The organism is Fibrobacter sp. UWH5, assembly GCF_900142505.1.
GTDB lineage: Bacteria > Fibrobacterota > Fibrobacteria > Fibrobacterales > Fibrobacteraceae > Fibrobacter.
The window spans coordinates 21417-40599 of record NZ_FRBB01000008.1 but is presented as its reverse complement, the minus strand read 5'-3'; the positions used below and the strand labels follow the sequence as shown (position 1 = coordinate 40599).

Below are 19183 nucleotides of genomic sequence, written 5' to 3'. Positions count from 1 at the left end.
TCTACCTCCATAAATATGCCGGATAATATTCAACATCACCACGGATGCATTTTGCCAGTAAACGAGCCTGTTCTATATACAGCATTCCTGTTTGCATGGATTCTTCCAATAGCGGGTGAAAAATTTCTTCTTGTTTTCTTTTTTGCCACGCCGATAACAAAGTACGTCTTGTGTCGTCGCTCATTTCTACTTCGCCATTTGGTTGTACTTTAAAGCCCTTGGAATTTACTTGTTTCAAATTAACCAAACTCAAAACCAATCTATCTGCAATAGGAGCTCTAAATTCTTCCATCATATCCAAAGCCAAGCTTGCACGACCAGGACGATCTGTATGTAAAAAGCCAACGTATGGATCTAGCCCCACACATTCCAACGCTGAACGAACATCTAGCGCAAGTATCGAATAGGCATAAGACAACATTGCATTAATTCTGTCCATTGGAGGTCTTCGATTTCTTGACTTGAATTCAAAATCGGGATCTTTATTCAGAATCAAGTAGTTGAATACGCTGAAGTAGCTTTCAGCAGCATCACCTTCTACACCACGCATTGTCGCCGCATTTTCCACGCTTTTCAACATGGAAACAGAACCTTCCATAGACGCAATCGCAGCCTTTATTTCCTTCTCGCCCTCACAGCCGGAGTGATTTCGTAAATGTCTTAAAAGAACATTTCGCTGGTTTTGTATTTTGGCAGCTACGCAACATTTGGCAATTGCAAGCGATTGCTCAGGATTATCAGCTATACGGTATTGAGTTCGTCTTAACAATACATTTCCATGAACCGGGCCTTGCATTCGTGCAAGAAACTTTCCTCGACCATCAACATAAGTGATAGTAACGCCCTTTCCCGCGCAATATTCTGTCAAATTTGGAGAAACACCTATTCCATATCCAAAGCAGACAATTTCTCCGATTTGATGTATAGGGAATTGCGCTTTTTTCTCGTGGTCTTTGTGGATAGTTATTGCTTCTCCATCTTTATGAACCCACGCGCCCTCCAAGGTAACATACAAAGTGTTTTTTACCATTTTCATCCAAACAACTCCCGATAATAATTCTTCAATTTTTCACTTTGTTTTACTCTGGGTTGACAAAATTCAAGAAGCGAACATGCTTTGCAGTTGATGCCTTTTTCTGCATAGGGCAAAATCCCGCTTTCAATTAGTTGATGCCCTTCTTTAGCCAACTCAATTGTTCTTTCCCGAATGTCGTCCGTAAATTCAAATTCATTTCTTCGACGAATTTCGCAATAATAAATAGATCCTTCTTTAACTTTCAAACCGGTCATTTCTTCAAGACATAACGCCTGTGCACAAAGTTGAACTAAATCAACATCGTTATTTTTCGGTTTGCCATGCTTAAATTCCACAGGTCTTAACTGCCAATTTCCAGAAAGCCCAATCCAGGGAATGTCAACAAAAGGACCTTCCGTCTTTTCGACTTCAAGAACATCCATCCTTCCGTAAAGTCCTAATTCTTGACTGCGAATATGCAGACCTGAATACTGACGAACGCCCTTTCGAAATTCCTGGTAACCAGAATCTACACGTTCGTGCATAATTCGACCTTCTGCAGTCAGGAAATTTTCAGCCCATTCTTGTTCCAGGTGAATTATTCCCCATTGCCGTTTACAAAAAGCAAGATGTTGCAACCCTGAAATGGCTATGCAATCTTCGTCTGAATATGGCATTTTACCTCTAGATACAAAACGGAGAAGGAAATACTCCTTCTCCGTTAATTTTTGAATGTTATTAGCCGACTTTGCGAATCAAAGCAACACCATTTGGCATGGATTCATCGATTTCAACAGTATAGTCGTCGAAAGAACGTGCCGGAGCATTCTTCTTGGACACCTTGATTTTTTCGAACAACTCATGAGCCGGAGCATTGCCTAATGCAGTAGAATGTTCAAAGACATACAAACCACGGACATTCATTTCGCCACGAGCTGCAGAATGATCTTCCCAGAACATCTTTTCAAGAGCCTCCCAAAGAACATTCAAATCGTCTGTGGAAAAACCTGTTTGTGCAGCAAGATGAGCGGAAATGAATCCATGTGCGCGATACAGACCGTAAGGGACAGTAAATTTGCGACCCATAGTTCGATTGTCGCCCTTTTGCTTCTTGGCTTCTTCTTCAGTTGCAACAGCCATTCGAGTAATGCTATGTTCAGAAGAAATGACAGGATCAATGGAGCGTGCAAAAGTCATTTGCACAGGACCACGTACCTGGCCTGCATTTTTCCCGGTACTCATAACAGCGCCAAAAGTGCGAATGTCAAAATATTTTTCACACATAAACCTACGGGCTGCTTCGGTTTTGTCAGCATCCTTCGTCTTTTCCTTGACGGAATCACTTTCGTGAGCTTCATCAATGGCGTTGTTAAGGATTGCCTTTTCCTTAACAAAAATATCGAAACCCGGTTCCTGCTGCTTAGAAAGCTGAACGAAATTACGGACTTTGCGTTTCAAGCAAACATCAGTTACAAGACCATGACCTGTTTCTGCATCAAGACGCGGTAAGTTGCCGGCATCAGGATCGCCATTGGGGTTGCCATCCTTGACATCAAAGAGAAGGACGAAATCGTAACGTTTAGTAATCAAATTTTCTTGAGTCATACTATGCTCCTGTTTTGTTTTCTACTCTTTTTTTAATGTCTTCTGCAATCGCAAGTTTTTGATGATAATATCCAATTGCAAATCTTGCCTGATCTTCAAGACTTAAATTCGCAGGAAGTCCGTCTGGTGAAATTTCAGACATTATATCTTGAATCAAATTGTCATAGATGTTTTTTATTGGTTGATCTACTTTTTCAAGATGATGCAAGTGTAATTTGAACAATTGCGGAAATACCGTACAAGGGGTAGATGAGGCTGCCCCATAATAACGATCTTTAATAGTAGCATTTATATCCTTGCCTATCGCTTTTCTTTGTAGCATTTCAAATGCGGCAAAAAGCCTTCCAAGACGATATGCCTGATTCGTGTTAGTAGAGTCTAAAGACATTGTTATCTCCTTCTCTGTTTTTTCCTTTTTTCTGTTTAAATACGCTTTAAGTAGAGCCGTTCTACAGCAATCAATATTGTTAAGATTATCTCGTCGCGTTTCATCTTTATTTCTAGAACACTCTGCCCTTATTCGAATAATTGCTGAATTGAGTATCCTTTGAGGAAATGCTGAACCATTAAGAATTGCTCGCATCAAATCTGCCGCTAAATTAGGAGGGAGATCTTCAGTAGATCTTTTAGGTGGCGTACCAGATTCTAGAACCAAGGTTCTTAAATACATATTCAATGGGAAAATATTATCTTCTGAATCTATTGCAATATCTTCAAAATAAGACTTTATTTTCTTTTGAATTTCGGCATAGGAATTTTCACTCCAAATTCGAACAGCAGCTCTTCCTTTGCTTAACGGCTCCAACCCCAATACAAAAAATTTATTGTCTATTTCAGCGAAAGAAATCCCTGTCTTTACAGATTGCAACATCTGTTTCAATTCCAAAATATTTTTATCGGGATTATCTTTTGTCCCCCAAAACAATAAGCCAAAATTTTCTTCGAGATTAGGATCCTCTTTCTTTGACCAAAAACAAATTGTTGTTTTTCCGATTCTACAATTGCTAAACTCCTGTTTATTTATAAGCAAATCAAGAGCTTTGATATATTGTGTAGTAACAGTTGTTGACACAGGAGCATTTTTCGCTTGTTCTTTACCATAAGAATCGTAACCAGATTTTTTTTGAAATGATACCAGCGAAGCCATTCCTCCTCCCCATTTGGGGATGGACCCGTGAAGTCGAGCAACTTCACCTTTTTCTCCCGTAACTAAACAAACAGAACTATTTGTTTGGTCGCAATCTTTATTTTTTCTATAATCAGAAATTTCCTTTTCCAACAGTTTTGTTAAAGGAGTAAATTCATCATCCGAAAAGGAAAAACCGATTACATTCTTTTCAGAACTTTTCAACGCATTCCATAAATCTGAATCAAAATATTTCTGCTTAATTGCATCTAATGGATTAGACTTCAAGAACTTTACTAAAGTAGTCAATCGGCAATCATGTTGTTTTTCATTGAATTTTTCAATTTCGTTCCAAAAGCCCTCAAGTTTTTCTTGATTTGGATTAGAATTCAAACCATTTTGATCATTTTCGTTTAACAAAGACAAGCCAAGTGCGTAGTCGCATGAATCCCAAAGCAAATTTGGAACAATCTTTTTTCCAACCCTTTTAATCCCCACGGGAAGCGAAGGAACTAAACAAAGTCGTCCCTTTAATTTTTTCCCATCGAGTTCTCTATTATCTAGAATTTTAACAAAGCCACCATTTTTATCAATAACGACAAAAAAAGATATTTCTTTTTCTTCAAACCCTTCTGGAATACTTAAAGAAGCTTGAGTTTCGCTCTTTCTTACATAGTAATCGTTTAAAGCCTGTAAAATCATTTACGAACCTCCTCGCTTTCCCATGCAGGAATTTCCAAAACACCATTTTTTATTTGTGCTCTAAAGAAAGCTGGCTTTATATCACTCGGGTCTGAAAAATCCATGTCATAAAGCATAAAACCTAAATCTGAAGTCCATTCAACTGGTGGATTTTCTTTAATTTCATTTTCCAAATCGGATTCGGCAATGAATTTGAAATTGCAGCTAAATTCGCGACAGCCTAAATAGGGCTGATTGAAGCATTGACCTTTCTTTGCACGGCGATCAAACATTGCGTGGTATTTTCCAGGATTTTCATCTTTTCGAATGAGCTCTCGTTCTTCATTTTCAACAAGAACATCTGGTGTTTCTCTTGTTGTTTTTACGCGATTCTTTACCGGAATAAATTCCATTTCTGCATAAATGCGATAGTGAACGTCTCGAAGGAACAAACCGGCTCGCTGTTGCCTAGCGTCTTCAATCATGATAGGATTTTTTCCTGCAACAGCACCAACCTCATTCCTTCGTACAGAAATCCACTTAACAGGCTTTAAAACCTCAATCTTTTTTACATTCCACTTGATTGCAGGCTTCCAAAAGATAGCCGAGAAAATAGCTCTAGCTGCAGAAGGAGTTATCACATCGTAACTTACTCGTTCCACTTTCATTTCTGGACGTGTAAAGCAAGCGAAATCGCCTTTCACATCTAAACAAAATGTTTTTCTTGTAATTTCCACCTTAGCAAACTCCTTTAGCAAACAAATTCCGTTCCCTGAAATTCAGGACCATCTAATGAAAATCCAAATACCTGAGAATATAAGGCAGACGTAGCTTGTTGCCACATATCCAAGCCTTTATCATCAGGCCCTTTTATTTCGGTAATATATCCAAATTCCTTTAATTTATCCCAATAATTTTTTGGAATATTTACTGTGCATCTTTGTAGTTTTCGCATAATCCTGCGATTCGGCCCAACAATTCTCAGTTGTTCAATAAGCTCCTGACTATTAACTTTTTCGTCGCTATACCAAACTACGACCGATTTCTGAGCCTTGTCATCAATCAGCTTAAACTTGTCTGCTGCAGTTCTAAATTGTGCATGCAAATCATTTGAATACAAATCCAAATCTCGCATAATGTCTGGTTTGTCGAAAGAATGGACTTGATTGTAGAATTGCCTAAAATAGGTTTTGAATCGATTTGGATCCAAGACTATGCTATTGCTAATTTCACCTTTTAGCATACTTGACGATGCTTGCGCGCCATATCGAAGTAAACCGACCGGAGCCTCTTTGGGAGGGTTGAATACATAAACCATTCCCTGAGTCAATTTGCCTTCTCTGTTACAACGTCCAGCAGCCTGCGCGATAGAATCCATGCCAGCCATCGCTCTATAGACAACAGGAAAGTCAATATCAACACCAGCTTCTACAAGTTGAGTACTTATAACCCTAATAGGATCCCCATTTTTGAGTTTTTCCTTAATTTCCGATATGATTTTACTCCTATGTTGGCCGCACATTGATGCTGACAAATGGATTGTTCCATCAGGCATTAAATCATATAGCGTTTTGCAATCTTTTCTTGTATTTACGATGCAAAGAACTTGCTCCTGTTGGCTCAATTGTTCTGCCAAGTCTTCCCACGAAATCTTTTTGTCTGATAGATATTGAACATTTGTTCGGGTCATTTCCTCAAAAAGATTTTCTGGATTTGACATTAGTTCTCGAACAGAATTTTCGGGAAGTCCATTAAATACAGCTAGTTCCGTTCCTATTTTTCCGACTAAAGCGGGTTGTGTTGCAGTACAAAGAACTAAAGAGCAATTAAAATCTGTTGTCAAAGATTCTAATGTAAATAGAATCGGTTTCAAGTATTCTGGAGGAAGCATTTGCGCTTCGTCAAGAATAATTACAGAATTTGCAATATTATGCAATTTTCGACACTGACTCGTTCTTGCTGCAAATAGTGATTCTAGCAATTGAACATTGGTTGTGACGACAATTGGAGCATCCCAATTTTCAGAAGCTAATCTGGACTTCAAAGTTTCCTTATCAGGATCCAAATTCGAATGATGTTCTAAGACTGCGTTATCGCCAAAAACTTTTCTATAGACATCGGCAGTTTGTTCAATGATACTAGTATAAGGAATGGCAACTATAATTCTGGACTTGTTCCATTTTATAGCATGATCAAGAGCAAAACCCATAGAAGCCAAGGTTTTACCACCACCAGTAGGTACAGTTAGCGAAAATAAGCCAGGTTCCTTTTGTGCGCTATTTATACAATCTTGCAAAATACGCTTTCTGACTTTATTTATTGGAGAATCAGCCGATTTAGATTGCATTTGACTCATGAAGGAATCAAAAGATTTCTTTAATTCAGTTAAAGACTGATCAAAAGAACGTTCTCCGTTGTTTTCAGGATTCATAAATCGTTCTGTATCCAGAAAATCAGCATCAACAAGGCAAGAAAAAAGCATTCTAACCCACAAGTGTAAATTTTGTGGATTTTTAACAGGCGCATTTTGCATTTTAGGAATGCAAATTGAAGATAGGTACTCTGCACCTCCATTTTCAAGAGACTGCTCCAAATGCTTTATATTTGAAAGGCGTTCTCCAAGGCCACTTCCCTTAGCACCATCTTTGGAATAATCAGGCAAACCTGTATGATGCCCCGCAATAAGATAGGCTAACAATATGCCAAAGCCTGAAATATTCTTGTTAGCCCAAATGGCACCGGCAGCTGAATGATCGACTTTTCCTACGCCAAAATCATCCGACTCTTCACATTCATAACCTGTTTCAGAACGAATATAATTCTGAAAATCAGTTTTAAATTTGCCCAAATCGTGTAAAAGAGCCGTACATTTTGCAAATTCACCGGCATTAAATGAAGATGCAAACTTTTCCGCCAATTCAGCAACACCCTCTAAATGACCATTCGGGCCAGATAAAGGCTGTTCCGTAAAAGAGCCGCTTTCTAAAGGAAGAACATGTGCTATCGGGGTCATAATTGCATCTCCAAGAGGACTGATAACAATATAATTTCACTCCAATGTCAAAAGATGACAATGAGAAATTTTTTCTAAAAAAATTTTAAATGTTGTTTTTTAAACGTCAAGAAACCCCTATACGCATAAAATCGGTCGTTTTTAAACGAAATACGGAAAATCAGCACATAATCCGTATTTCGTTTAAATATTTACCACAAAAAACATCCCGAAGATTCGCATAGAACCTTCGGGATATTTTTTGCAACAATATTTTCAGTTTTCTAAGGCATGCTACTTAGTTTGCTGTAACGAACGGACTCGTTCTTCGGACAAACCCGAATAGCGAACGATTTCATCCATAGGTTTATTATCAAACAACATTTTAAGAGCCGTCTGAACAGCTTGTCTGTCAATAGCTTCTTCAACGGCTTCCTCTACTTCAGCATCATGAATCGTTTTGTATGGCGGTCTCACGAAGTCCATATTGAAAGCCTCCTTGAAGTTCTTTGATATCCAGTAGCGTAAATATACATCCATGGATGTAAGTAAGTCAAGGGCTTCGGTTTCTTCTAATGACGTTCTGACCCGTTCTACGATTTGCTTTAGGAAATCGCTGTGCGAATCAGGTTCTCTAGCGTACTTCAAAGCCCCGATAAAGGCGCCGAGTCTCGGCTTAAATTCGCTCAGACAATTTTCATCAGGAATATCTGCGACATCCAAGAAAATACACTTGAACGGGAGCAGTATTCCCCGCAAAACATCGGGATAGCCAGCCAGCAATTCTTCTATGGGATTCCAGGATACTTTTCCATTATACAGGATAATGGCGACAGATGGAATTCCCTTGTAGGCATTATCCTTCATTTTTTCGACCATCAAATGATAATGATAGCGGCAAAGTTGTTCAACGACACCATCATCCATCCAGGATTTGTGTTCCATCAAGAAACCGACGCAGACTTGCACCGGTACCTGTTCACTTTTTAGCAGGTGTTTTCTTACCTTAGCAAGGAACGCCAAGTCCGCATAGCCGGTGGTTTTTGTATCACTGTAGTCTCCCGGAATTCGAACAAATGAATTTTTATCCAGCAAATCAACAACAGACTTCAGTTCTTCATCACGAGTAGTCAAGTATTCCACAAATTCAAGAAATGTAGATACGTCAGATAAAACATCCCTACAGAAGGGATCATGTAACAATGAAATATTCATTATTTCCTCTGCGTCCAAAAAGAGCGCGTTAAATTTTATGTGGTAAAACAAGGCTTTGCCAAATGCGGCAAAACCAGAACATGCAAAAGTTTTAAGGATTCCTTTTGGTGCCCTACGTTACGTGTCCAGATAGCGCTTATCCAGGTACCCTGCGGCTTTGTGCAGTTTAAGAAACTGTGCCGCGAACAGCAAGCAGAGAATTATACGACCGGCTCGTAAGCCGGATGAGAATGACATAAATTTAAACAAACTGTTTTAACAAAGCAAGGGCCAGGAATCATTTATCAAAGCCTTACCCCAAGCACCACTTCCAAACGGGAACGACTTTAATTCCGTCATCCAGAACAACTTCAGAATCCCAAGTGACAACAAAACAGTCCTTGACTTTTATTTCATCGCGGGCAAGGCGCAAGGCCGACAGTTCGCGATTCGATGTTTCGGATTTTTCCATGTTCCAGGCGACTTGGATTAGCTGCCGTGATTTTGAATTTTGGTCAGTCACCAAAAAGTCAACTTCGCCGCCAGATTTGTTGATGTAATACTCGATTTTATTGTTGCCGCGACGCAGGTGCATAAACACCAGGTTTTCAAGCAGCCAGCCTCGTTCCGCATCATTCTTTGGGGTCATGGCGCGAATGAGGCCGGTATCGACGATGTAGAACTTGTCTGGATTCGTGCGGCGAACAGCCAGAGAATCAGTCCTTATAGAAACCGGATAAATCAAGTATGCATTGACAAAATATTGCAGGTATTCAGAAATGCGTTCGCGATTGTCGGAAGCGCCTATGGCACGGAGCGCACCGGAGATGGCTCGTGTAGAAATTTTGCGGGCGTAGTTGTGGATGATGTAATCCAAAGTATAGCGCAAAGCCTGAGTGCTTGAAATTTCATGGCGCTCAATTACATCGCGATAAACTACGGCATTCACATATTCCTGAAGCAGCTTGTTGCGGATTCGCAAATCCTCGCCTTGAATATCGGGGAAGCCGCCTTCTTCAAGATAACGGGTCATGGCGTTTCGCAGCAAGCCCGCCGTTCTCGGAGAAAATGGCGTTTGAGGCACAGTTTTTACCAAGCCATTAAAAGTCAAATATTCCGCAAAAGAAAGCGGGAATATTTCAACATCGAGAGAACGGCCTCGCAACTGCGTGGCGACTTCTGATGAAAGAAGTTTCGCAGAAGACCCTGTCAGGCAAAGTTGAACGCGATTGGAATCCACCAACCGACGGGCAAACAATTCCCAGCCGTCAACATCCTGGAGCTCGTCAAGAAAATACCAGCATTTTTCCTTTGCAGCCTCGGGGTACATGGCAGCATGAATTTCTCCAATGAGTTTCAAGTCGTTTGCCGAAACACCTCGCAAGCGTTCATCGTCAAAGTTGATATAAACGATCCGTTCTAATGGAATTCCATCGCTGAGCAATTCCTGTATTCGATGAAACGCCACATAGGTCTTGCCCACTCGGCGCATGCCGATAATAGAGGTCGCATTACGCGCCTTTTCGTAGTATTCAACAACACGGGTGTGAATTTTTTCGGGAATGCCTTCCTCGTAAAATTCACGCATAATTTCGGCAATTGCATTCTTCATAGCTTGCAATATACATAATTTTCAATTGCGTTGCAAAATTGGCACAAAAAACAGGCCAATTTTAAGCAATATTGGCCTAAAAAATAAGCCAAATTTAAAACAAGTAATTTCATTTCCTAAATTCAGGCATTTTTTACCCCATCTTTACTCTCTTTTCTAAAGAGTCCTCCCCCGCTTTCTATATTTGTCAGCACTTATTTTTCTTTCAGGGGTCGCCACCCCTGACCGTTCATTTTTTCAAAAAGGAAAAACAAAAAAATGGCAAGAGCTCTGATTATCGGTTGTGGCGCCGTTGCCACCGTCGCTATCAAGAAGTGCTGCACCGTCAGCGAAGTTTTCTCTGAAATCTGCATTGCAAGCCGCCATCGCGAAAACTGCGAAAAGCTGGCCGAACAGATTCGTCCGAACTCCAAGACGGTGATTACCACCGCAGCTGTCGACGCCGACAAGGCCGAGAACGTGGTGAAGCTGATCAAGGAATACAAGCCTGATCTGGTCATGAACATCGCACTTCCCTACCAGGATCTTGCCATCATGGACGCATGCCTCGAATGCGGCGTGAACTACATGGACACCGCCAACTACGAACCGGAAAACATCGACGATCCGGAATGGCGCAAGGTTTACGACAAGCGCTGCAAGGAAGCAGGCTTCAGCGCCTACTTCGATTACAGCTGGCAGTGGGCATACGCCAAGAAGTTTGAAGAAAAGGGTCTCACCGCCCTCTTGGGTTCTGGCTTTGACCCAGGTGTTACCCAGGCATACTGCGCCTACGCTCTCAAGCACCAGTTCGACACCATCGAAGAGATCGACATCCTGGACTGCAACGGCGGTGATCACGGCTACAAGTTCGCCACCAACTTCAACCCGGAAATCAACCTCCGCGAAGTTTCCGCTCCGGGCAGCTACTGGGACACCGACGCTAACGGCAAGGGCCACTGGGTAGAAATCCCGGCCATGAGCATCAAGCGCGAATACAACTTTAAGGAAGTGGGCCAGAAGGACATGTACCTTTTGCACCACGAAGAAATTGAATCCCTCGCCAAGAACATTCCGGGCGTGAAGCGCATCCGCTTCTTCATGACTTTCGGCCAGAGCTATCTGGACCACATGCGCTGTCTCGAAGACGTGGGCATGCTGCGCACCGACCCCATCATGTTCAACGGTCAGGAAATTGTTCCTATCCAGTTCCTGAAGGCTCTCCTTCCGGATCCGGCATCCCTCGGTCCTCGCACCGTCGGTAAGACCAACATCGGCTGTATCTTCAAGGGCACCAAGGACGGCAAGCCCAAGACTTACTACCTGTTCAACGTTTGCGACCATCAGGAATGCTACAAGGAACTGGGCAGCCAGGCTATTGCCTACACCACCGGCGTTCCGGCTATGTGCGGCGCCCTGATGATGCTTACCGGCAAGTGGACCACCCCGGGCGTACATACCGTGGAAGAGTTCGACCCGGATCCGTACATGGACGCACTGAACAAGTACGGCCTCCCCTGGCAGGAAGACTTCAACCCGGTTCTCGTTGATTAGGTATGAGGTATGAGGACGCGGGCGACGCCCGCTCTCAGGTATGAGGTATAATTAGGCGCCAAAGGCGCGATTATCTAGCTGAAAGGGAGCGAAGCTCCCGACCTCAAAGAGAGCGAAGCGAACGACCTCAAACCTCAAACCTCAAAATCCAAAGGATTTTGATCATGAAGAAATGGCGTATCGACGACTCACGCGATTTGTACAACGTTCGCGGTTGGGGCGTCAACTATTTTGACATCAACGACAAGGGCCACGCAACTGTTTCTCCCATGAAGGACAAGGGCTGCGAAATTGACCTTTACGAGCTGGTACAGGAACTGTCTATCCGTGACGTTTCTACTCCCATGCTCCTGCGATTCCCCGACATTCTGGACAGCCGTATCGAAAAGCTGAACGAATGCTTCAACAACGCCCGCAAGGAATACGGCTTCGAAGGCACCTACTACGGCATGTTCCCCATCAAGGTGAACCAGCAGCGCGCCGTGCTGGAAGAAGTTGTTCGTCATGGCAAGAAGTACAACATCGGTCTTGAAGCAGGTTCCAAGCCAGAACTCCACGCCGTGCTTGCCAACATGGACAATCCGGACGCACTGATTATCTGTAACGGTTACAAGGACGAAGACTTTATCGAACTGGCTCTCCTTGCGCAGAAGATGGGCAAGAAGATCTTTATCGTGGTCGAAAAGATGAACGAGCTCCACCTGGTGGTGGAACTGTCCCGTCGCATCGGCATCCGCCCCAACATCGGTGTCCGCATCAAGCTGGCAAGCTCCGGCAGCGGCAAGTGGGAAGAATCCGGTGGTTACCACAGCAAGTTTGGTCTCAACAGTTCTGAACTCCTGGAAGCCTTGGACTACATCAAGGAAGAAGGAATGGAAGACTGCCTGAAGCTGATCCATTTCCATCTGGGTAGCCAGATTACCAACATTCGCCACATCAAGAGCGGCCTGCGTGAAGTCTCCCAGTTCTACGTGCAGATTCGCAAGATGGGTATGGGCCTTGAATTCGTGGACGTTGGTGGCGGTCTCGGCGTAGACTACGATGGTACTCGCAGTTCCAACGCCAGCTCCGTGAACTACTCCATCCAGGAATACGCCAACGACGTGGTGTACGCCCTGTACGAAGCCTGCCAGGAAGCAAAGCTGCCTCACCCCAACGTGATTGCAGAATCTGGCCGCGCCCTTACAGCACACCACTCCATTCTGGTGTTCAACATTCTGGAAACTGCAGGTCAGGCTTTCTTCAACGAAGAAGAACATGAAATCGGTGACGACGCTCCCGACGCACTGAAGGACCTGTACAGCATCTATAAGGGTCTTACTCCCAAGAACCTGCTGGAAAGCTGGCACGACGCCATGCAGCTGAACGATGACGTTCTGAACGGCTTCAAGGTGGGCGACTACGACTTGCCTACCCGCGCCATGAGCGAACGACTGTTCTGGAGCATCGCCCGCGAAGTGAACCAGATCGCAAGCGAACTGCGCCATGCTCCTTACGAACTGGCAGAACTCCCCCGCCTGCTGGCCGAAAAGTACTTCGGCAACTTCAGCTTGTTCCAGAGCCTGCCCGACAGCTGGGCTATCGACCAGATTTTCCCGGTGATGCCCATCCAGCGCCTGAACGAAGAACCTACTGTCGAAACCACCATCCAGGACGTGACTTGCGACTCTGATGGTAAGATTGGCATGTTCGTTCGCGGTGGTGACGTGGCCCGCACTCTTCCCCTGCATAAGCTGAAGAAGGACGATCCCTATTACATCGCCGTTTACCTCGTCGGTGCCTACCAGGAAATTCTCGGCGACATGCACAACCTCTTCGGCGACACCAACGCCGTCCACATTGTCTGCGACAACAAGGGCGGCTACGAGATCGACAAGATCATCGACGGCGAATCTGTTGAAGATGTGCTGGACTACGTGAACTTCAGTGACAAGGCCCTGGTGAAGACCATGGAAAACTGGGTGACCGGTTCCGTGAAGGAAGGCAAGATCTCTGTGAAGGAAGGCAAGGAATTCCTGAACATCTACCGTTCCGGCCTTTACGGCTACACCTACCTGGAATAGTGAACCGTTAAATAGTTCCACGTTAGACTATAAGAAGCCCCGTCTTGTGACGAGGCTTTCTTTTTTTTCGGGTCCCAAACTTTTATATTTGGGTAGATGCTTCAGTTCATCAAAAAGACTTTTATCCACGAGACATTCGAAAGCGTGACCTTCTGGGGCGTGCTGTTTTTTTGTTTTATGGCCTCCATCGCTTCAGCCATCTTTACGGCCATGGAAGACCTGGGTAAAGTCGCCGCCATCTACACAGCCTTCATCACCTTCTACTTCGTGATCCTGGCCATCGTGGCCCAGATGACCAAGAAACACCAGGCCTGCTATTCGGCCATGTGCTTCGCCCTGAACACCCTGATTCTGCCGCCCATGTTCTTTATCTGCGGCGGCCTGAACAGCGGCATGCCCTTTTACTGTATTACCAGTCTGCTGATCACGTCGCTGATTTCAAATTTCAGGACCCGTGTAATCATGGCCATTTATTCCCTGATTCTCTACACGTCCATACTGTTCTACGACTGGTACAATCCTGAACTTTCGCCGCCCCTGGAACCCTTCGACACCATCCTGGATCAGGTGGTCTCCTTCGTTTTCATGGCCCTGCTGATTTTTACCACGGTGTCTTACCTGCTGAAGGCATACCACCTGGAACGCCAGAAGAAAGACGAAGTCATCGCCAAGCTGGATTACCTTTCGACCCACGACCCCCTTACCGGACTTTTCAACCGACGCATCTTTATCGAGCGCATCCGCAACCAGGTGCTCTCTAGCCCTGCCGGATATTATCTGCTCATGTTCGACATCGATTACTTCAAGCAGATCAACGACACTTACGGCCACCTGTTCGGCGACCAGGTTCTCGAAAGCATCGGCCAGCTGGCCAAGAACATTTGCAACAGAGAAGGCGAAATGGCAGTGCGCTACGGCGGCGAAGAATTCATCTTGCTGATTTGCGAAGACAACTACACCAGCGCCATGGCCAAGGCCGAAGATTTCCGCAAGAGGGTATCGGCCATAAAGTTCGAAGACCAGCCCAACGTAAGCATCAACATCAGCGGCGGCTTTATCGACTGCTATAACCCGAACTTTTCCAACTACGACAAGATACTGACCGTCGTAGACGAACGACTCTACACGGCAAAGTCTAACGGACGCAATCAGATTATCGGTAAATACTAGAATGATCCACGAAATCGCCCCCCACGTTCTCGACAACCAGTTTAAGATCCAGGATCCGAAAGCAGACGATTACTGCATACTTTATAACGGAAGCAAGAGCCTTCTGAAAAAGACCGCCTCGGGCTACGCCATTCCCACCGTCAGCGAGATTCCCGATTTCGAGGGACATTACCTGCTGAACATCGACGGTCGCGCCTACTTTACGCAGCAGGTGGCCGAAGACTACGAAGCCCCCGAAGGCTTCGAGTTCATGGGCAACCGCAGCTTTAGAACCATGAGCCCCCTGGAACGCATGGGTGGCGCCACGGCAGCCCACATCGCCCACTGGGAATCCCTGAACAAGTTCTGCGGCAAGTGCGGCAACGTCACCATCCGCGGCGACAGGGAACGCAGCATTATCTGCCCCAAGTGCGGCAACACGGTTTACCCGCGAATCTCGCCGGTGGTTATCGTTGCGGTCCGTAACGGCGACAAGCTGTTGATGGCCCACAACATCGACAATCCCAACCCCAGACTGTTCCTGATTTCTGGCTTTGTAGAAATCGGCGAATCCCTGGAGCAGGCCGCCCACCGCGAAGTCATGGAAGAGGCCGGCGTCAAAATCAAGAACCTGAAGTACTTTGGAAGTCAGCCCTGGCCCTTCAGCGATTCGCTGATCGCCGGCTGGACCGCAGAACTAGATGGCGACGATACCATCCACATGCAGGCCGAAGAACTTTCAGAAGCCATGTGGGTCAAGAGAGAAGACATCCCCCCTTACGAGACAGACGTAAGCATCAGCTGTTGCCTCATCGAAGATTTCCGCAACAACCCCTAGAGCAACAACCCCTAGAGCCGCAGCCCTAAAAAGCTTAAACCTAAAGCCCCGAGAAAATCGGGGTTTTATCGTAGGTACTTTTCCATCAGCATCACCAACCTGGACACGTTGATGGGCTTTGCAATATGGTCGTTCATGCCCGAACGCTTGGAAGTTTCCATATCTTCGGTAAAGGCATTGGCACTCATGGCCACAATAGGAATCGTAGTCGCATCAGACTTTCCGGAACTACGGATAGCGCGTGTGGCCTGATGTCCATCCATCATAGGCATCTGGATATCCATGAAGATCATGTCGTAATATCCCGCGTCGTGCTCCTCGTACATCGAGAAGGCTTCCTTGCCGTTCCAGGCGGTCTCGAAGTTGATCTTCGTTGTCGCAAAGAATTCCTTGGCGATTTCCATGTTCAGTTCGTTGTCTTCTACAATAAGAATTCGCTTGTCCGAGAAATCCTTCTGCAGGAGCTGATCCAGCGAAACGTCGTCGACAGAGCCGGTAGACTGTTCCTTTCCGACCATCAGCTTGAAGGGAACTTCAATCCTGGAGCCCTTGCCCAGAACGCTATCGACCCTGATATCGCCATCCATCATGCGGGCGAGGCTTCGGGCAATAGACATCCCCAGGCCGGTCCCCTGGATAGCCCTCTTGTTTTCGTCGAGCTCGTCGCGGGAGAAAGGTTCGAAAATCTTTTCCAGATACTTCGGATCCATGCCCAGGCCGTTGTCTTCACAGACAAACAAGTAATCTGCAAAGCCGATCGTCGAAGACGGGAGTTCCGAAAGCGTGGCCTTGATGGTTCCGCCCTCGGGTGTATACTTGATTGCATTAGAAAGAATATTCAGAATCACCTGGCGCAGGCGAAGGGGATCGCCCACGGCATTCATGTTCCGCAGGCCGCTGTAGTCCACCACGAAGTTGTGACGCTTCTGGCTAGCCAGGGACTGGGCCATATTGGTAATGTCGATGAACATCTTGTCGATGGCGAATTCTTCCCTGTTCAAGGTGGTTCTGCCCGACTCGATTCGAGAAACATCCAGCACGTCGTTGATCAGCGAAAGCAGGTGGTCGCTGGCCCCCGAAATCTTCTTGAGGCAATCCTTCAGCTTTTCAGGGTCATCCAGGTGGGCCGTCGCAATGGCCGTCATACCGATAATGCCGTTCATGGGCGTACGGATATCATGGCTCATGCTGTTCAAGAAGGTGGTCTTCGCGCGGCTTGCTTCCTGGGCTGCGGCCAACGCAATCTTCAGATGGTCATAACTACTTTCCAGCTGACGGTTAGCCTTCTTGTACTTCATCTCAGACCTGAAAGTACGAACCAAAAGAACCACGATCACAAACAGAACAGAACCACCCACAATCATGAAAGTCAGATAGTTCTGCTTGATCACGTCGAGGAACGAAGTATTGTAATCCTGCAGGGCGCTGCTGGTAAGGGCCGCATCCAGTTCCTCCCTGGGAATCAGCGAAATGCAGCGGTTCAAAATAGAGTAGAGGATCAGGTCGTCGTTCCTAACCGCAAAAGAAAGCTTCATGATATGGCTGGTGGCGATCCCGAACAAGTTGAGTTCGTCCAACTTGCGCTCAAGATGCTTGATGCGGAAGTTGCTGACCAGAAGCGTCGTGGCCTTCTTCTGGGAAACATACCTCAAGGCATCGTCAGTAGTCGCCACAATGACCGGCTTCCACTTGGGGAAGTGTACCTGCAAGAAACTTTCGTAATTGGGATTATCCCTGTTAACCGCCACCACATTCTCGTTCACCACAGAGAAATTCTTGTAGTTATCCTTGTGGACAATCGCATACATGTCGGTACCGGCCAAAGATTTCGTAGAAAGGACCCCCGCCTTTTCGGAATCGTACGGATCCAGGTTGATGGGGAACACGCAATCCACGTCGCCGCGCTTCAAGGCATCCAGCGAAGCCTGGGTCGAAGCAAAAGCCACCGGTTCGAACTTTATAGAGGCATTCTTGAACACCGAAGACATCATCTTCAGATAATCGCTGAGCGCCCCCTTAAGCTCCCCCGTCTTTTCATCCTTGGCGCAAAAGGCCATGTAGTTGTCGCGGTAGCCCACCTTGATGGTCCTACGCTTCTTGAGCCATTCCAGCTCGTTTGCGTCCAGGAACTTGTTGTTCCTGAGATTGTCAACATACTTCTTGTAAAGATCCTGGGTGTAATAGCCGTTGGTCCTGAACACCGCCGCCATGGCACGGTTCAGTTCTTCTAAAAGGTCAGGGCGTTTCTTGTTGACGCCAAAGAAAATATCAGATGAACCAATTTCCGTCTGAGGTACCATCTGCTCAACCGTCTCATAGGCATCGCCACTGACAATGGCATCCAGCTTGCCGCTATTGAGCATGGCCGCCTGCACCGACTCGTCATCGACCAGTTCCACAATCTTTGTCTTGATTCCCATCTGGGATTCCCACTTCTTGAAAATCCCGACCTGCACGCTCCCCTTGTTGACCCCCACAATCTTGCCCTCAAGATTCCTTACATCGGCAAAGGAGGCCCCCGCCGCCAGGGGTGCATAAAGCAGGTACTTTTCTACACCCATGGCATAAGACGAAAAAAGAATGCTGCGGGTGCGATCCTCCGTAAAGGACACATCCGACAGAAGGTCAATCTTGCCCTCCTTGAGCATCTGGAACAAGTTGGGCCAGCTATCCTCTACATACTCATAACGCCAGCCCGTGTAAGTGGCGATATCCCGCTGGAATTCATACGCATAGCCGGAAAGTCGCCCGAATTCATCCCTGTGGCAAAAACGGGAGTCGAAACACCCCACGCGCACCACCTTCTCTGCAAACGCAGAAAGGCAGAAACTCAACAAAACCAAACAGAAAACATACTTTTTCATTGCATCAAAAAACAATAGTCAAAAAAAAAGGCGGTGTCAAACCGCCCCGCCTACAAAAGCCCCCAATTTAGCCTAGTAACGGACATCCGTACTCTTGACATATTCCTCGTAAAGCACCAGACCCTCGGCGCGGTCGCACTCCTCGGGCTTCAGGGGATTATTGTAGAATTGGTCGTCGCGGAACCCGATCTTTTCGGTATCTTCCAGGTTGCAGGCATAATAGCACTTGGTCATGTTAGACCACTGAATGGCCCCCATGCACATAGGGCAAGGGTACCCCGTGGTATAAATCTCGCAACCCGTCAGGTCGAAAGTCCCCAGGTTCTTGCAGGCGTCGCGAATGGCCATCATCTCGCCATGGCAAGTAGGGTCGGCATTCTTGAGCACCTGATTGTGGCCGGCACCCACCACCTTGCCATCCTTGACAACAACTGCCCCGAAAGGGCCGCCATGCTTATGCTCGATACCCACGCGGGCCTCGTCGATGGCGATTTTCATAAACGGATTCATG

Annotated in this window: 14 protein-coding genes; 4 read left to right on the top strand and 10 right to left on the bottom strand. The window is 45.8% G+C overall.

Annotated elements, in window-relative coordinates:
* Nucleotide 1 precedes the first annotated feature (1 nt).
* The 8 genes from cas1c to BUB38_RS08375 form a co-directional block, all read right to left on the bottom strand.
* Nucleotides 2-1036, bottom strand: a complete 1035-nt coding sequence (cas1c, locus tag BUB38_RS08410) for a type I-C CRISPR-associated endonuclease Cas1c (RefSeq protein WP_073159513.1) — start codon at nucleotides 1034-1036, stop codon at nucleotides 2-4.
* Nucleotides 1033-1692, bottom strand: a complete 660-nt coding sequence (cas4, locus tag BUB38_RS08405; RefSeq protein ID WP_073159511.1) for a CRISPR-associated protein Cas4 — start codon at nucleotides 1690-1692, stop codon at nucleotides 1033-1035. Before cas4 ends, cas1c begins: the two co-directional genes overlap by 4 nt.
* Nucleotides 1693-1753: 61 nt before the next feature.
* Nucleotides 1754-2620, bottom strand: a complete 867-nt coding sequence (cas7c, locus tag BUB38_RS08400) for a type I-C CRISPR-associated protein Cas7/Csd2 (protein ID WP_073159509.1) — start codon at nucleotides 2618-2620, stop codon at nucleotides 1754-1756.
* Between the two features lies 1 nt (nucleotide 2621).
* Nucleotides 2622-4448 (bottom strand): type I-C CRISPR-associated protein Cas8c/Csd1, encoded by a 1827-nt coding sequence (gene cas8c, locus BUB38_RS08395; protein WP_073159507.1) that lies wholly within the window; start codon nucleotides 4446-4448, stop codon nucleotides 2622-2624.
* Complete coding sequence (gene cas5c, locus BUB38_RS08390; protein WP_073159668.1) at nucleotides 4445-5164, bottom strand: type I-C CRISPR-associated protein Cas5c; 720 nt, start codon at nucleotides 5162-5164, stop codon at nucleotides 4445-4447. Before cas5c ends, cas8c begins: the two co-directional genes overlap by 4 nt.
* Nucleotides 5165-5178: 14 nt before the next feature.
* The gene (locus tag BUB38_RS08385; protein ID WP_083542042.1) at nucleotides 5179-7440 is read right to left on the bottom strand and encodes a CRISPR-associated helicase/endonuclease Cas3; all 2262 of its coding nucleotides are present in this window, start codon (nucleotides 7438-7440) and stop codon (nucleotides 5179-5181) included.
* Between the two features lie 273 nt (nucleotides 7441-7713).
* On the bottom strand, nucleotides 7714-8634 hold the full coding sequence (locus BUB38_RS08380; RefSeq protein ID WP_139258342.1) for an Rpn family recombination-promoting nuclease/putative transposase: 921 nt from the start codon (nucleotides 8632-8634) through the stop codon (nucleotides 7714-7716).
* Nucleotides 8635-8926: 292 nt separating this feature from the next.
* Nucleotides 8927-10225, bottom strand: a complete 1299-nt coding sequence (locus BUB38_RS08375; protein ID WP_073159503.1) for an ATP-binding protein — start codon at nucleotides 10223-10225, stop codon at nucleotides 8927-8929.
* 258 nt (nucleotides 10226-10483) lie between these two features.
* On the opposite strand from BUB38_RS08375, the gene BUB38_RS08370 reads away from it, so the two are divergent.
* The 4 genes from BUB38_RS08370 (at nucleotide 10484) to nudC (ending at nucleotide 15808) form a co-directional block, all read left to right on the top strand.
* A complete protein-coding gene (locus BUB38_RS08370) occupies nucleotides 10484-11758 on the top strand; it encodes a saccharopine dehydrogenase family protein (RefSeq protein ID WP_073159501.1) in 1275 nt (424 codons plus the stop codon).
* A gap of 164 nt (nucleotides 11759-11922) precedes the next feature.
* The gene (gene speA / locus BUB38_RS08365; protein WP_073159499.1) at nucleotides 11923-13821 is read left to right on the top strand and encodes a biosynthetic arginine decarboxylase; all 1899 of its coding nucleotides are present in this window, start codon (nucleotides 11923-11925) and stop codon (nucleotides 13819-13821) included.
* 96 nt (nucleotides 13822-13917) lie between these two features.
* Complete coding sequence (locus BUB38_RS08360; RefSeq protein WP_073159497.1) at nucleotides 13918-14991, top strand: GGDEF domain-containing protein; 1074 nt, start codon at nucleotides 13918-13920, stop codon at nucleotides 14989-14991.
* Between the two features lies 1 nt (nucleotide 14992).
* Complete coding sequence (gene nudC, locus BUB38_RS08355; protein ID WP_073159495.1) at nucleotides 14993-15808, top strand: NAD(+) diphosphatase; 816 nt, start codon at nucleotides 14993-14995, stop codon at nucleotides 15806-15808.
* A 65-nt stretch (nucleotides 15809-15873) separates the two neighbouring features.
* Here the strand turns inward: nudC and BUB38_RS08350 are convergent, their stop codons facing one another.
* Both BUB38_RS08350 and BUB38_RS08345 read right to left on the bottom strand, forming a co-directional pair.
* Nucleotides 15874-18672: an ATP-binding protein gene (locus BUB38_RS08350; protein WP_139258341.1), complete on the bottom strand. Its 2799-nt coding sequence runs from the start codon at nucleotides 18670-18672 to the stop codon at nucleotides 15874-15876.
* A gap of 72 nt (nucleotides 18673-18744) precedes the next feature.
* On the bottom strand, nucleotides 18745-19182 hold the full coding sequence (locus tag BUB38_RS08345) for a nucleoside deaminase (RefSeq protein WP_073159491.1): 438 nt from the start codon (nucleotides 19180-19182) through the stop codon (nucleotides 18745-18747).
* Nucleotide 19183 lies beyond the last annotated feature (1 nt).